This window comes from Planococcus sp. TJ-302 (assembly GCF_058268455.1).
This window is the reverse complement of record NZ_JBZDOI010000001.1, coordinates 2002291-2017826: the sequence shown is the minus strand read 5'-3', so window position 1 is coordinate 2017826 and position 15536 is coordinate 2002291. Positions and strand designations below refer to the sequence as shown.

At 49.0% G+C, this 15536-nt stretch carries 13 protein-coding genes; all 13 read left to right on the top strand.

Annotation, left to right across the window (positions count from 1 at the left end; genetic code table 11):
• Nucleotides 1–300 precede the first annotated feature (300 nt).
• On the top strand, nucleotides 301–1059 hold the full coding sequence (locus tag AC4EHB_RS09765) for an SDR family NAD(P)-dependent oxidoreductase (RefSeq protein ID WP_490981334.1): 759 nt from the start codon (nucleotides 301–303) through the stop codon (nucleotides 1057–1059).
• A gap of 62 nt (nucleotides 1060–1121) precedes the next feature.
• Nucleotides 1122–2372 (top strand): nickel pincer cofactor-dependent isomerase, group 22, encoded by a 1251-nt coding sequence (locus AC4EHB_RS09760; RefSeq protein ID WP_490975356.1) that lies wholly within the window; start codon nucleotides 1122–1124, stop codon nucleotides 2370–2372.
• A 48-nt stretch (nucleotides 2373–2420) separates the two neighbouring features.
• Nucleotides 2421–3392 carry a dihydrodipicolinate synthase family protein gene (locus AC4EHB_RS09755; RefSeq protein WP_490975355.1) on the top strand — a complete coding sequence of 324 codons (972 nt, stop codon included), beginning with the start codon at nucleotides 2421–2423 and terminating at the stop codon, nucleotides 3390–3392.
• 19 nt (nucleotides 3393–3411) lie between these two features.
• Entirely contained in the window at nucleotides 3412–4371 is a 960-nt protein-coding gene (locus tag AC4EHB_RS09750; RefSeq protein ID WP_490975354.1) for a C-terminal binding protein, read from the top strand.
• A 45-nt stretch (nucleotides 4372–4416) separates the two neighbouring features.
• Nucleotides 4417–5538 (top strand): UxaA family hydrolase, encoded by a 1122-nt coding sequence (locus AC4EHB_RS09745; protein ID WP_490981333.1) that lies wholly within the window; start codon nucleotides 4417–4419, stop codon nucleotides 5536–5538.
• Nucleotides 5539–5559: 21 nt separating this feature from the next.
• Nucleotides 5560–5886 (top strand): UxaA family hydrolase, encoded by a 327-nt coding sequence (locus AC4EHB_RS09740; RefSeq protein ID WP_490975352.1) that lies wholly within the window; start codon nucleotides 5560–5562, stop codon nucleotides 5884–5886.
• A complete protein-coding gene (locus tag AC4EHB_RS09735; protein ID WP_490975351.1) occupies nucleotides 5873–7030 on the top strand; it encodes a UxaA family hydrolase in 1158 nt (385 codons plus the stop codon). The genes AC4EHB_RS09740 and AC4EHB_RS09735 overlap by 14 nt, the downstream gene beginning before the upstream one ends.
• A gap of 279 nt (nucleotides 7031–7309) precedes the next feature.
• On the top strand, nucleotides 7310–8212 hold the full coding sequence (locus AC4EHB_RS09730; protein WP_490981332.1) for a fumarylacetoacetate hydrolase family protein: 903 nt from the start codon (nucleotides 7310–7312) through the stop codon (nucleotides 8210–8212).
• Between the two features lies 1 nt (nucleotide 8213).
• Complete coding sequence (gene ertE / locus AC4EHB_RS09725; protein WP_490981331.1) at nucleotides 8214–9488, top strand: N-carbamyl-l-glutamate amidohydrolase ErtE; 1275 nt, start codon at nucleotides 8214–8216, stop codon at nucleotides 9486–9488.
• A 60-nt stretch (nucleotides 9489–9548) separates the two neighbouring features.
• Nucleotides 9549–10340 (top strand): SDR family oxidoreductase, encoded by a 792-nt coding sequence (locus tag AC4EHB_RS09720; protein ID WP_490981330.1) that lies wholly within the window; start codon nucleotides 9549–9551, stop codon nucleotides 10338–10340.
• Between the two features lie 211 nt (nucleotides 10341–10551).
• Nucleotides 10552–11514 (top strand): formylglycine-generating enzyme family protein, encoded by a 963-nt coding sequence (locus tag AC4EHB_RS09715; RefSeq protein WP_490981329.1) that lies wholly within the window; start codon nucleotides 10552–10554, stop codon nucleotides 11512–11514.
• Between the two features lie 24 nt (nucleotides 11515–11538).
• Nucleotides 11539–12849: a sulfatase family protein gene (locus tag AC4EHB_RS09710; protein ID WP_490981328.1), complete on the top strand. Its 1311-nt coding sequence runs from the start codon at nucleotides 11539–11541 to the stop codon at nucleotides 12847–12849.
• A gap of 275 nt (nucleotides 12850–13124) precedes the next feature.
• Nucleotides 13125–15500 (top strand): glycoside hydrolase family 65 protein, encoded by a 2376-nt coding sequence (locus tag AC4EHB_RS09705; RefSeq protein WP_490981327.1) that lies wholly within the window; start codon nucleotides 13125–13127, stop codon nucleotides 15498–15500.
• Nucleotides 15501–15536: the final 36 nt, after the last annotated feature.

The following is a 15536-nucleotide window of genomic DNA, read 5'->3' as shown; positions in this document are numbered from 1 at the left end:
GGAAATGGTCCAAATTCCATTTGGCCATCTCCTTGCCTAGCCCTTTGACGTGCCGTCGCCAAGAAATTTCTTGATATGGAGCAACACAGCGGAGACTTGGCGCTCGCCCGCGGAAAAAAGATGTGCTCCTGCAGTGCTGCGCACTTCGTCGCAAAGGCATTGTCCCAATCACTTGGGTCCATACCTTCGCAGCTGTTTTGCGGAATATCGATTGTGAATATTTATTAGTTCAACATATATAGCAGTGCAGCCCAATAAGCACAGGGGCAAAACTTCTAAAGAATTGGAAGGGGTCGGGATATGTTCACGTTTAACGGAAAAGTAGTGTGGGTGACCGGGAGCAGCACCGGGATTGGCCGGGCGATTGCCGTGAAATTTGCTGAAAACGGAGCCGCTGTCGTCGTCCATGGCAACACAAACAAGGAAGAAGCGGAAAAGACGCTCGCTGAAGTGCGAAGCACAGGGGCGGAAGGCCTTTTGGTGATGGGTGATGTATCGGACAGAGAGCAAGTGGACAAGATGGCCGCCGAAGTAAAAGAACGTTTTGGCCAGCTTGATGTATTGATCAACAACGCCGGAACGATGATCAAACGCGCCAAGATAGAGGACATAGATATCGAGACGCTCGACCGAATCCTGAACGTTAACTTTAAATCCATCATTCACGTCATCCAAGCATCTCTGCCGCTCATGAAGCAGCAGGAAAAAGGCGTCATCCTCAATATGACTTCCGTTGCAGCCAGAAACGGCGGCAGCAATGGGGCCGTTGGATATGCCGCAGCTAAAGGCGCCGTCAGTACGCTGACGAGAGGGCTCGCAAAAGAATTGATCGGAAATAACATTCGGGTCAATGGAATCGCGCCAGGCATAATCGCGACGCCTTTTCATGACCGCTATTCTGCTCCAGCACACCGGGTGAAAATGGCTGCCCAAATTCCAGTGGGACGCGAGGGCACGGCAGATGAAGTGGCAGGCGCCGCTTTGTACCTGGCTTCAGACTATGCCAGCTACGTGACCGGCGAAATCATTGAAGTGAACGGCGGACTGTTAATGGACTAAGGAATTTGAAGAGCGATGCTTGTGAAAGCGCGGCTCAGAGATTGGCAGAAGAGGTGAAACAAGTGACGATTATCAATGAGATATTGAAGGATATCCCGCTGCCGAAAATGGTGCAAGTGAAACAGAAATTCAATGCCCCGGCATTGGCGGATACCGCAGCAGCGGTGTGGCAAACGTTTGCTGAAACGAAAGTGCTGGAGAAGATTGCTTCGGATGATTCAGTCGCGATCGCTGTTGGCAGCAGAGGCGTAGCGGACTTGGCGGTCATGGTCCGCGAAACGGTGGCAGCAGTCAAACAAGTGGGTGGCCGGCCTTTTATCGTGCCAGCGATGGGGAGCCACGGCGGTGCAACGGCTGAAGGGCAGATCGATGTGCTGCGGCAGCTCGGTGTGACAGAAGAAGCATGCGGCGCGCCAATCCGCTCGACAATGGAAGTCGTGAAAATCGGTGAATTGCCGAACGGCTTGCCGGTATATATCGACAAAAACGCTTACGCAGCCGATAAAATTATTGTCATCAATCGGATAAAGCCCCATACCGCCTTCCGTGGAAAAGTGGAAAGCGGCTTGATGAAAATGATCACGATCGGATTGGGCAAACAAAAAGGAGCAGAGGCGGCGCATTCGTTCAGCTTCAAATACATGGCGGAACATGTCCCGGAAATGGCCAAGATTTCTCTGGCGCAAGCACCGATCATCTTCGGCCTTGCCTCATTGGAAAATGCCTATGACCGGCCGGCGAAAATCATTGCGGTGGCGGCCGAAAACCTGGAAGCAGAGGAACCGGAGCTGCTGGAGGAAGCGAAATCGCTGATGCCGAAGATTTATTTCGACAAGTTTGATGTGCTCATTGTCGATGAGCTGGGAAAAGACATTTCCGGCGACGGCATGGATCCGAACATCACTGGCAATTTTGCAACCCCTTACGCAACGGGAGGCCCTGACATCACCCGAATCGTCGTCCTAAGCCTCACGGAAAAAACCAAAGGAAATGCCAATGGCATCGGGCTGGCTGACATGACCACAAAAGCGGTCATGGATGAAATTGTGTGGGAAAAAGGCTATGCAAACGCGTTGACGAGTACGGTAATCGACGTCATCAAGCTGCCAATGGTGCTCGAAACCCAAGAGCTGGCAGTAAAAGCGGCCATTAAAACCTGCAACGCCTTCGACTTGGAAAAGGTTCGGGCGGTGCGCATCCGCAATACACTTGAGATCGGAGAAATCTGGATTTCAGAAAGCATGCTGTTAGAAGCGAAAAATCATCCGGATCTGGAAATCGTCTCAGAACCCGAAGAATTGGTTTTTCAATAAAAGCGAAATAGAGAATTCATGCTGCATGCAAAAAGGGAGGAAAAGAAGATGGATTTTCATGGTATTATTCCGCCGGTTGTGACACTTTTCGATCAAGCGGGTGAACTGGATATAGACTTAAACAAACGGTATCTGGATGAACTGATTTCCCATGACATCGATGGCCTGTTGCTGATGGGAAGCTCAGGAGAGTTTTCGGCATTGACCTTGGATGAGCGAAGACGGTATGTAGAGGAAATGCTTGGGCATATCGCGGGCCGTGTTCCCGTCATGGTGGGCGTTGGGCATACGTCGTTGAAAGAAGTCCTCGGACTGGCTGAGCATGCTGAAACGCACGGAGCTGACGGCATTTTGGCGGTCAATCCGTATTATTGGAAGCTGTCGGAAGAACAGCTTTTCAAGTTCTTTTCAACTGTTGCCAGCCAAACGGCTATGCAAGTATTCATTTACAATATTCCGCTGCTGACCGGCCAAAATTTATCCGTCTCTCTAATCAAGAAACTGGCGGAAGCGCATCCCAATATTGCGGGGGTAAAAGAAACAGTCAGTGATTTCGGCCATCTTCGCCAAGTCATTGAAGAGCTGTCGGAAGTACGGCCGGATTTCAAGGTTTTTTCCGCCTACGACGAACATCTTCTCCCGGCCCAAATGATCGGGGCAGCCGGAAGCATTAACGGCAGTGCTGTTTTTCTTCCTGAGATTTCAGCCGATTTGTATCAGGCTTATAAAAACGGCGATTTGCAAGAAGCAGAAAAAAATCATCGGCTGCTGTCCAAGTTGATGGAAATTTACACATTCAGCCCCACGTTTTTTAGTGCAATGAAAGAGGCGGTTCACTTGAGATGGTTTGATAAGCCTGCTGGCCATCGTGCGCCATGCGATATCATCCCCGTCAATTTGCAGGGCAATGTTGCCAAGCTGTTGAATAAAATAGAACAGGAAAAAGAACGCCAAGTTTCGGGCAATCCGGCAGCGCGTTCTAAAATTACAGAAATTCATTCTACTTTTAGTAACAAGTGAAGGGAAGGAGTAGAGCCTAATGACGTTTAAAGTATTGATCACCGACTACGAATTTGAAGATCTGAGATATGAAGAAAAAGTGTTTGCGGAAAGCGGATTGGAAATCGAATTTATCAAAGCTCAATGCAAAACAGAAGACGATGTCATTGAAAAAGCGCAATTCGCTGACGCCATTCTAAACCAATACGCACCACTGTCACGGCGTGTTGTGGAGTCGCTGCAGGAGACGAAAATCATCTCCCGCTACGGCGTTGGCGTAAACACGATCGACTTGGAAGCTGCAGCCGAAAAGGGCATCATCGTTGCAAACGTACCGGATTATGGGATGGAAGAGGTATCTAACCATGCCCTGGCGCTGATGCTTTCATGGGCGCGGAAAATACCGCTTTTGAACAATGAAGTGAAGCAAGGGGTCTGGGATTTTAAATCGGGCGTGCCGATCCATCGCTTTAATGAACAGACGCTGGGTGTCCTCGGTTTTGGCCGCATACCCCGAAGGCTCATTGAAAAAGCGAAGCCGCTCCACATCAAAACCGCAGCGTACGATCCGTTTGTGACAGCGGAAGAAATGGCCGCTTGCGGCGTCGTAAAAATGGAACTCGATGAAATCATCCGGGAATCCGACTTTTTATCTGTCCATGTACCGCTTATTAAAGATACGTTCCATTTGCTGGACGCGAAACGCTTCAGCCAGATGAAAAACAATGCAGTGGTGATCAATACCGCCCGCGGACCTATCATTGACGAAAAAGCATTGATTGCAGCGCTTGAGCAAGGGGAAATAGCGGGTGCGGCACTCGACGTAGCGGAAGAAGAGCCGATCGGCAGGGATAACCCGCTGCTGAAAATGGACAATGTTATTCTTACGCCCCATAGCGCCTGGTACTCCGAAGAGGCGATGGTGGAATTGCGCCAAAAAGCGGCAATGAATATTGTCCAGGTGCTGAGCGGTAAATCATCTCCCTACGCGTTGACATAAGAGGCTGTCTGCTTTTTACAGGGCATAATTGAAGGAGTGAAAAGGATGACTTATTATTTTGACGGTTATTTAAGAGAAAGCGGCGCTGCAGGGACTCGGAATTATATCGGCATTATTTCTTCGGTTATTTGTTCAAGTGCAGTGGTCCGTGAAATTGCGGAAAAGGTGCCTGGAACGGTTCCTTTTGTCCATGCAAACGGATGCGCCCAGCTGGGAGATGACCTGAAACTGACAAAAAACATGCTGATCGGTGTCGCGTCCAACCCCAATATCCACTCGGCCCTGATCGTCGGGCTCGGGTGTGAAACGAACCAAGTCAGCGGCTTGCTGAAAAGCGCACCCACAACGAAAAAGGTAAAAGGCATTGGCATCCAGCAGCTTGCAGGAGGCGGGAATACCATTGAAAAAGGGACAGCCATTACGAGTGAGTGGGCAGCCGCTGCGGCACAGCAGGCAAGACAGCGCTTGCCGCTGTCGTCACTGACGATCGGCATTCTTTACGTAGATTTAGATGAAAGTTCTTTGTCTGTACTGGCGCCTGTTATCGGTCAAGTAACGGATAAATTAATCGATGAAGGAGTCAATGTCATCATCGGCATGTCCAAAACATTAGAGCCCGCGGGTAGTCTCTTGGCGGAACGGATGGAAGACCCGATTGAAAGGGAAAAGCTCCAAAAATCAAGCGAAGGGCTGCAGCGTTTGCGGTGGGATGATAGAAGAAACGGCAGCGCCACATTCAACGAATTCACGGAAGAGCACATCCGCCATGCTGCGCGTGAAGTGGAATTGACAGGGAGCCGCGCCATCAGCAGCCTTCTCAGCTATGGCGAAGAACCGGAAAAAACCGGTCTTCATTTGATGAATACGTCGAGCAATCTTGTGGAATCGTTATCGAAAATGGCGTCTAGCGGCTGCAGTGCGGTGTTGATCGTCAGCTCTAGAGGAGTGCTGACAGGTTCTGTCGCGTTGCCATGCATCACGATTACTGCTGAAAATGAAGAATCGGCATTCAATGAATTGGTCGACTACAGCGTGGCACCCGATGCAGCTGACCACGCCGGAAATATAATCGGGCTTGTTCAGGAAGTCAGTTCCGGAAAGCTGACGAAGCTTGAAGAACTCGACTTAGGCGAATTCTCCATTCCGCATTTAGGCACGACATATTAATAGAGGCAGGATGTGATAGAAGTGGAAAGAAAATCGAATGCGCTTTTATTAAACAACATGGACAATGTGGCTGTGGCACTGGAAAATTTAAAACCGGGCGATAGGCTGTCAATAGCGGGAATAGCGAAAGACATCGTGCTAGCCGAACACGTCCCTTACGGCCATAAAGTGGCTTTGCTGCCAATACCGGCAAACCAAAAAATCCTGAAATACGGAGAATGCATGGGAATTGCCACCACGGACATCGAGCCGGGCACCCACGTCCACGTATCGAATGTCAGGGGCTTGAATGACGAAGACAAAACGGAAGTAGTGCTGACAGGAGGCGACAGTTTTGAAAACGTTTAACGGATACCGCAGGTCCAATGGCAGCATCGGTGTACGGAATCATGTCATCGTACTGAATATCGCCGGAGAATTATCGAGCCTGACGAAAAAAATCGCCGGACTGGTGCCGGGGGTCATTCCGATTGTCCACCAAGCCGGGCAGTCCCAGTCTCTGGAAGACTTGGAACAGACGAAGAAGACATTAGTGGGCACGGCCGGCCATCCGAACGTCAGCGCAGCTTTATTGCTTGGCATGGACTCGGATCTGGCTGCGGAAGAAATGGTACAAACCTTAAAAGATGACGGCCGACACATCCATTTCATACGTTTTGGCAAAAACCAGACCATCGTTGAAGGGCTTAAAGAAGCGAAAGCGTGGCTTGAAGAAGCAGTAGAAAAGAGCAAGCAGGAACCGGTTGAAACTGCGGATGTCTCGGAACTGATCATCGGCTTGGAATGCGGCGGATCTGATGCCTGGTCGGGAATAACGGCAAATCCGGCAATCGGATCATTTTCAGACGCCATCGTCAGAGACGGTGGAACCAGCATACTGGCTGAAACGACAGAAGCTGTCGGCACCGAACACATCCTGGCACGGAGAGCTGTAAATAAAGAAGTCGGCCAGCGCTTTTTGGATATCGTGAAAAGGTACGAAGAACGAGCGCGTGCCGCGGGCGAAGATATCCGGGTTGCGAACCCTTCCCCAGGAAACAAAACAGGCGGGTTGACGACATTAGAGGAAAAATCCCTGGGCTGCATAAAAAAAGGCGGCAACTCGACTTTGATGGAAGTCATCGATTATGCGCATCGGCCTTCGGAAAAAGGATTTGTATTCATGGATACGCCGGGATACGACGTGGAATCGGTTGCCGGGCTGGCTGCAGGCGGCTCGCAAATCGTCCTGTTTTCCACCGGTAAAGGTTCGCCGACGGGCTCCCCGATTGTTCCTGTCATCAAAATCGGCACCAATACGAAACTCTATGAAAATATGCCGGAACACATCGATGTCAATGCCGGAAAAATCATCGATGCCAATTACTCGATTGACGAGATCGGGGAAGAAATTTATGCAAAAGTCTTGGAAGTTGCCGATGGGGCAGCTACAGCGTCGGAAAGGCATAAAAATCAGGAATTCAGCATTTGGCGGCTGGCTGAAACCATGTAGCCACATGGGGAGTCACGAAACCTTTTTTAGCAAGTTCATGTAGTTTCTTCTTCAGCCAGAGTCCAGTTTTACATGAGCTCTGGCTTTTTGGTTGCTGTTTTTGAAGCGAAATCATGGTAGATAGATTGGAGTTTTTGCATTATTTAAACGAATGTAGCCAATTCGGAAGATGGAGCGCCTAAAAACTGTATAATGGGACAGAAGAAAACCTTAGACTGCGCAATGCAATCCACAAGCCATATGGGCACCACCTTGTAATCAAGAAGGAGGAGATTGAAGATGCGATTGGCAATGATTCAAAACGGACAAGAAGAACAGGCCGCAATCATCAGCGGTGGCAGAGCCGCCACGGTTGCCGCTGTCAATAATACCTATAATGAAAATTGGGAAACGGATATTTTCGGGCTGATCGAATCCGGAAGGCTCGATGGGCTGACACACTGGTTCAACGAAACCGGCAAAGCCGCAATTGAAAACGGAGAACTTCCTATAGCCGATGCGGAAAGCCTGGCGTATGGCCCGCTGTACAGGCGCCCGCGCAAGATTTGGGGCATCGGCCTCAACTACGTTGACCATGCGTCAGACTTGGGTGAAAAAGCGCCGAACACTGAACCGGCGAGCTTCATGAAACCGGATACGTCGATCATCGGCCCAGGAGACACTATCAAAATTCCGTTTCAGTCAGAGCGGACAACGGCGGAAGCGGAACTCGGCGTCATCATCGGCAAAGCGTGCCGCGATGTTGAAGAAGAAGACGTAGCGGGGTACATAGCAGGGTACACGACAATCATCGACATGACGGCAGAAGATATCCTGCAGAAAAATCCGCGCTACCTGACTCGTGCAAAAAGCTTTGATACGTTTTTCAGCTTCGGTCCGCAATTCGTGACAAAAGACGAAATCGGCGATCTGCATGCGTTGGAAGTCGCAACGGTCATTAACGGAACGGTCCACCGAAAAAACACAATCGACCATATGACGTTCAGTCCGGAATTTCTGGTATCGTTTCATTCCAAAGTGATGACGTTGCTGCCGGGCGACATCATCTCCACTGGAACTCCAGGAGCGGTCCAAATCCAGGACGGTGATAGAGTAGAATGCCGCATTAAAGGCTTGGCGCCGCTGGCCAACCCGTGTGTGGATCTGAAAGCTGAAAAAACAGCTAACATCAGTGAGGTGTAAAATGAGAAAAAAATTTTTTGAACCTACTATTGGACGAATAAAACAAAATATTGAAGATCTTGCGCAGATAGTTGATAAACAAGCTCCTGGATATACGAGAAGGCCTTTTACGAAATGGCAGCAAGAAAGTCGGGAATGGCTGACTCGTGAAATGGAGGCGGCCGGTCTTGAGGTGTATATTGATGCGGCGTCCAATTTAATTGGGAAGCTTGAAGGGGAAAATAATCTTTTGCCTCCTATCATGCTTGGTTCGCATACGGATTCAGTCATTGGCGGAGGTCGTTTTGATGGCATTATTGGTGTTGTTGCTGGAATTGAAATTGCTCGTCAACTGAAAGAAAAAAACCTGCATTTAGAGCATACATTGCTTGTCGTAGATTTTACGGCTGAAGAAGCAAGTGAATTTGGCATCTCGACCATCGGAAGCCGAGGAATGGTTGGGAATTTAACAGAAACTGATTTAAATCGAGTAAATGGCGAAGGAAAAACATTAAAAGAAGCTATTGAATCAATAGGAGGCCGTCCTGATGACATATTGCCAGATGCACGCCAAGCTGGAGAAATAGCTTTGTACTTGGAATTGCATATTGAACAAGGCCCGGTCTTGGAGCAATGTGACAAAGAGCTCGGGGTGGTTACGGGAATTGTCGGAATTCAGCGCTTCCGAGTACAAGTGGAAGGTATGGCTAATCATGCAGGTACCACGCCTATGTCAATGCGAAAAGATGCCTTAGCTGCTGCAGCAGAATTAGTTTTAGCTATCGAAGAAATTGCTCAAATCAAATACAGCGAACAAGTAGTTGGAACGGTCGGCCGCTTATTCAATGAACCAAATGGAGCCAATATCGTACCTGGCCGAGTAACTTTTGATTTCGAAATCCGTTCGCTTGATTTAAACGTTTTGAATGAAATGATGGAAAAGTTTAAGGCAGAAGTAGACCGTGTGACAGAAAAGAGGAAGATCGGTATTACGTTTGAGCAGTTATCCAATGCTGAAGCTATTTATATGGATTTAGAAGTAATGATTGGCATTGAAGAAAGCTGCCAGCAAATCGGGAGCACAATGAAACTCCCAAGCGGTGCAGGGCACGATGGCACCCACATTTCCAAAGTGGCTCCTGTGGGAATGATTTTCATACCGAGCAAAGATGGCAAGAGCCATTGTGCCGAGGAATGGTCAGCGTATGAGCACGTTGCCAAAGGAATGCAGGCCTTAGGCAACGTGTTGCTATATTTTGATTCCAGACTGCAAAAAAAATCAGAAAATGAGAATTGAGTGAGAGATCAATCAGGAAGTTTTTCAAAAATAGCTAATCAGGAAAGAGGAGGAATTCTAGTGGATTTAGGATTAAAGGATAAGTCGGTAATCGTCATGGCAGGAAGCAAAGGGCTTGGCAAAGCAACCGCTTTGGAGTTTGCAAGGGAAGGTGCCAACGTCGTAATCGGCAGCCGAAATGAAGAAGAATTAAAGAAAACCGTTGCCGAAATCAAAGAAAAAACCGGCCACGCGAATGTTTCCTATCAAGTATGCGACGTAACAAAAGTGGAAGACATCAAAAACCTCGTAGCGTTTGCGGCTGAAACAAACGGAGGCGTCGATGTGTTGATCAATAATGCCGGCGGCCCGCCAGCCGGCGGATTCGACCAGTTCACCGATGAGCAATGGCAAAAAGCTTACGAACTTAACCTGCTCAGCTTTATTCGTGCAATCCGGGAAGTATTGCCGTTTATGCGTAAGCAAGGGGGCGGCCACATCCTCAACTTCGCGTCTTCTTCCATCAAACAAAGTCTGGATAACCTGTTATTGTCAAACACATTCCGCGCAGGCATCGTCGGTTTGGCGAAAGGCTTGTCCCAGGAATTCAGCAAAGACAATATCCTCATCAATACGCTAGGCCCGGGAAGAATTGCCACGGACCGCTTAGCCGAGCTGGACCACATGCGGGCTGACAAACTGGGACAGAACTACGAAGACCTGAAAAGCGAAACCGAAAAAAGCATTCCGATGGGCCGGTATGGACGCCCTGATGAATTCGCCAAACAAGCGGTCTTCCTGTGTTCCGGCGCCAACACTTACGTAACGGGACAGACGTTATTGGTTGATGGCGGGCTTGTTAAGGCACTTTAATCTGTAAATTTTAATGAACAGCTGAAAAAGGCTGCCACTTCTGCATGAAAACGGAGTGGCAGCCTTTTTAAGTGGATTGCATGGGAGAAGGATCTTAGACTTTCCAGCTCCAAACGTATTACTGCATCTATCGAAAATTGACTTTCAAATGGGATTCCTGCATCATACAATTCAACTTCACTGACAATGGAATCGGAAGGGGGAAGAACGCATGGACACGACGGGAAAACCTTGTTGTTCAGCAAGCAGACCGCGCCAAGCACAAGAAAATAAAGGCGAACCTAAAAATGGATTTCCTGAAAAGAACAGTGAAAAAATCCGTTTCAAAGAAAAAATGATTTTCATCAACGGCGGAAATTTTTTGATGGGCACGAACAGCGTGGAAGGGCATCCGGCAGACCTTGAAGGTCCTGTACGAAAACAGCAGGTGGAGCCGTTTTATCTGGACAGCTATGCTGTGACAAATCAAGAATTCATGCAGTTTATAAAAGAAACCGATTATCAAACAGAAGCCCAAAATTTTGGCTGGTCGTTTGTCTTTGATCAGTTTATTGCCCCGGAAATAAGAGCGGCTGCCAGGCGAGTGGCCGGTACACCGTGGTGGTGCGCAGTGGAAAGAGCTTACTGGTTTCAACCGGAAGGGCCAGGAACCAGTATTGAAAACCGTATGGATCACCCTGTCGTCCATGTTTCATGGACGGATGCAAATGCCTATTGCAACTGGGCAGGCAAGCGGCTTCCGAATGAAGCGGAATGGGAATATGCGGCACGCGGCGGGCTGGAACAAAAAAGGTATCCATGGGGAGATGAGCTGAATCCGGATAACGAACCCCTCTGCAATATTTGGCAAGGGGAGTTTCCTTCTTTGAATACGGCTGCAGACGGCTATAGCGGGACAGCGCCCGCTCGTTCTTTTCCGCCCAATGGATTCGGTTTCTTTAACATGTCGGGAAATGTTTGGGAATGGTGTTCAAACTCCTTTTCAGAAATTCAAAATTCAGTTGGCAGCCGAATGCAAGATGCCTCAGGGCCGGCCGAAGCCAAGGCGATGCGGGGCGGCTCTTACTTATGCCACGAATCTTATTGCAACAGGCACCGTGTAGCGGCGCGTTCTTCGAATACGAGTGATAGTTCAGCTGGCAACATCGGTTTCAGGTGTGCAGTGAGTGTATAGCAAAAAGAAGGAGGCATTTCACGAATGGAAAAACCGAATATCTTATTGGTCATCTCGCATGATACAGGCAGGCATTTAGGAAGCTACGGGCGCAAAGTAGAGACGCCGGAACTCAACAGAATGGCGGAAGAAGGAATCCAGTTTGACAATTACTTTTGCACACAGCCGCAATGCAGCCCAAGCCGTGCCAGTATCTTAACCGGACAATACGGGCATAACCATGGGCTCATCGGCTTGACGCATTTAGGCCATACCATGAAAAGCGGAGTCAAAACCCTTCCTTCCGAGATGAAAAGAGCGGGATACGGCACGTGGCTCTTCGGTTTTTTCCATGAATCGATAGACGGTATTTACGAAGGGGAAAAACTGGGCTATGACCATGTCGTGAAAGTCCCAGGAAATGCGGCAGAAAAAGTAACGGATCGAGTGGAGAAATTTTTACTCGAACGAGTGGCAGCCGGCGATGGGTCTCCTTTTTATGCGTCAGTCGGATTTGAAGAAACCCATCGCCCTTTTGATAATTTTGAGCCAGATCCTATTGATGAAGTGGAAGTTCCGCCTTACTTGCCTGACACAAAAAAAGTACGGGAAGATATCGCACGCTTTCAAGGATCTGTAAAAGAACTGGACCGTGCGCTCGGCAGGATCAGAAAAGTGCTGGAAAAAACCCAACTGGATGACAACACCCTTTTGATTTATACGACGGATCACGGCATTGCTTTTCCACGAGCCAAAGGGACGCTGACGGATGCGGGGCTGGAAACGGCTTTGATCATGAAGTTGCCGAAGGGGATGGAGCGAAAAGGAATCAGGCAAAACGCGCTCTTGTGCAACATAGATTTGATGCCGACTCTGCTGGAATTTGCGGGTGGAGAGATTCCGGCTGGCATTGACGGGAAGAGCTTTCTGCCGTTGATCAACGAGGAAAGCTACACGGAACGGTCGCATTTTTTCTGCGAGCTGACGTGGCATGACCGATATCATCCGATGCGAGGCGTGCGGACTGCCAAATACAAATACATTAGAAACTTTGAAGATGGCCCGAAAGTGTATCTGCCATTCGATATTCATGAAAGCTTATCCGGGCAAGCGGTCAGAAAAGGATATTATGTTCCCAATGCAAAAGAAGAATTGTATGACTTGGATGCGGATCCACAAGAGCAAACCAATCTCGCGAAAAGCAGCGAACACCAACGGATTTTGCAAGAGCTGCGGGGGGAAGTCGAGCAATGGATGATAGAAACGGAAGATCCCTTGCTGTCAGGCCCTGTCGAAGGGCAAGAGGCAGAAGAGTGGGAAAAAGAAATCCGCGATGGCAATGTCTATAAGCCGTGAAGTAAATCCGGAAAATGAATAAGCAGAATTCTTTCGACGCTAGCCGTTGTGGAATTCTGCTTTTTGTTTTACCTATTTGATTTTCTTGACTATTCAAATTTGAGACTCTATAATGAAAGAATGAAAGCACTTTCCATAAATATGCCAGAAATTCATTTATTTTAAAAGGCAAGCGTGTTTGAAGAGAAGCTGGAAATGTTTCTCAAAAAGCAGCTTGAATATTTTTTTCCGAAAAAACTAAAACGTTTTCGTAAAAGCGAAAGGAGGCAGCCGCAATGATGGATTACTCGACTGGAACCGGTGATTTGAAAGACTGGATTGTGGCAGATACAGCCTTCTCAGTCGATTCGCTGGGTAAGAGCGAAGCCGTTATGATGCTCGGGAATGGCTATATGGGCTTGCGTTCCGCAGCAGAAGAACCGTACATACGAGAAAAGAGAAATTTGTTCATCAATGGAACGTTCAATAAATCACAGGAAAATGAAGTGACCGAGCTGCCAAATGCAGCGGACGTCACCCAGTTGGACATCCGGGTCGACGGCGAATGCTTCAGCCTGGAACTGGGAAAAACAACTGAATACATCAAGGGGCTCAATTTAAAAACAGCCGAACTGACGCGCTCGTTTGTATGGGAATCGCCGAAAGGCAAAAAGCTCCGGTTTCAATTTAGCCGTTTCGTATCGCTCGCCGACTTGCATGTGATTGCGATGAAGGTCGAAGTGGAAAGCCTGAACGATTCAGTGGCCATTTCTTTTACCAGCGGCATCAATGGACGGATGACCAATTCAGGGGCGCAGCATTTTCTTGAAGGCGAACGGAGAATACTGGAAGATCGCTTTATTCAACTGGATCAGAAGACCAGCGAATCGGGTGTGGAGATGGTGTTCAATGCCGTACATAATTTCAGCTTAAATGGCGTGGCGATTACGCCGGCTGCAGACAAGGACATGGGGCGCCGGAAAGTGTGGATGGCGTATGATTTCCAACTTGAGCCGAATGACAAACTGACAATGGAAAAATTGGCCACGGTGCATACGAGCCGGGACAGCATTGACTCACAGGAGCCGGAAAATTTCCAGTCCTTGCGCGAAGGGTCACTTCTTGAATTGCAGCAGCATGCAGAAAAAGGATACGACGCGCTGTTCCGTCAGCATTGCGAGGCATGGCAGGAAAAGGTCTGGGACAAGTACAACTTGGAAGTGGAAAGCGATCATGCGTATGATCTTTTGGCGCTCCGGTTTTCACTGTATCATTTGACGGTGATGCAGCCGCCTCCCGCCCAAGAGCATTTGGGCGTCGGAGCGAAAGCGATGAGCGGAGAAGGCTATAAAGGCCATACGTTCTGGGATTTGGAGATTTTCGTCTTGCCGTTCTTCATTTATTCCAATCCTGCAGCGGCAAGGTCCTTGCTCACCTACCGGTATCACGGCCTCGCAGGAGCCCGCAGGAAAGCGATCGACAATGGCTATGCCGGAGCGATGTATCCCTGGGAAATGGCGTGGCCGGAAGATGGCGAGACGACGCCGGTGTGGGGAGATATTGATATCGTGACAGGAGCGCAGTCGAAAATCTGGTCGGGTTTTATCGAACAGCATATTTCGGCGGACATCGCTTTTGCAGTGTATCAATACGAGAACGTGACAGGCGACCTCGAATTCATGGAACGCTGCGGCTACGAAATGGTGTTCGAAACCGCGAACTTCTGGTCTAGCCGGCTGGAATGGAACGCGGAGGGGAACCGCTATGAAATCCGCAACATCATTGGCCCAGACGAGTACAAAGAGCATGTGAGCAATAATGCTTTCACAAATTACATGGCGTATTTCAATTTGAAGCTTGCGGAACGCTACGCTGAAGAGCTTTCCGTCCGGAATCCGCAGCTCCTCCAAACATTCGGTTTGGGAGATGCCCGTCAGGACTGGAAAAACAAAGCAGAAAGTCTGTATTTGCCCGAGCCGCGCGAAACGGACTTGGTCATTCCGCAAGACGATACGTATTTGCAGCTTCCGGAAATCGACCTCTCGAAATACAAAAACCAAGCAAAAGTGAGAACGATTTACCGGGACTTCAATTCACAAGGGATCAACGGCATCCAAGTGACGAAGCAAGCGGATACGGTATTGATGTTCTACTTGCTGGAGCAGACATTCCTTCGCGAAGACGTCCGCTTGTCGAATGCGTCGAAGCTGGCGAACTACCGGTATTACGAGCCGCGGACCTTGCACGATTCTTCGCTGAGCCTGGCGGTGCATGCCGTTGTCGCGAACGACCTCGGAGAAGCCGATACGGCATACTCCTTGTTCCAGCAAGCGTGTGACATCGACCTCGGTGAAAAAATGGACACTTCGGATGACGGAATCCATGCAGCGGCAATCGGCGGGATTTGGACATCGGCGGTGTTCGGCTTTGGCGGTGTCCGGTTCTCGGAAAAGATGCTGCAGATTAATCCAAGGCTGCCGAAACACTGGCGCCGGATGCAGTTTGCAATTTGCTGGCAGGGTACGGCATTAACACTCGAAATCACCCGAAACTCACTCAAAGTCACCGCACACGGTGGAAAGGCGACATTTGAGGCAGGCGGGCAGATCTACAATGTGCACGGCGTGATCGAAGTGCCGATCGGCAACGGGATAGCGATCGATTCACGATAATCAAGGCAGTAATAAAATGATCTAATCATTTTATTT

Coding starts and splice junctions, on each gene's coding strand:
- ertE (WP_490981331.1), top strand. CDS start 8,214: ATGAGAAAAAAATTTTTTGAACCTACTATTGGACGAATAAAACAAAAT.
- AC4EHB_RS09730 (WP_490981332.1), top strand. CDS start 7,310: ATGCGATTGGCAATGATTCAAAACGGACAAGAAGAACAGGCCGCAATC.
- AC4EHB_RS09710 (WP_490981328.1), top strand. CDS start 11,539: ATGGAAAAACCGAATATCTTATTGGTCATCTCGCATGATACAGGCAGG.
- AC4EHB_RS09755 (WP_490975355.1), top strand. CDS start 2,421: ATGGATTTTCATGGTATTATTCCGCCGGTTGTGACACTTTTCGATCAA.
- AC4EHB_RS09705 (WP_490981327.1), top strand. CDS start 13,125: ATGATGGATTACTCGACTGGAACCGGTGATTTGAAAGACTGGATTGTG.
- AC4EHB_RS09765 (WP_490981334.1), top strand. CDS start 301: ATGTTCACGTTTAACGGAAAAGTAGTGTGGGTGACCGGGAGCAGCACC.
- AC4EHB_RS09745 (WP_490981333.1), top strand. CDS start 4,417: ATGACTTATTATTTTGACGGTTATTTAAGAGAAAGCGGCGCTGCAGGG.
- AC4EHB_RS09715 (WP_490981329.1), top strand. CDS start 10,552: ATGGACACGACGGGAAAACCTTGTTGTTCAGCAAGCAGACCGCGCCAA.
- AC4EHB_RS09750 (WP_490975354.1), top strand. CDS start 3,412: ATGACGTTTAAAGTATTGATCACCGACTACGAATTTGAAGATCTGAGA.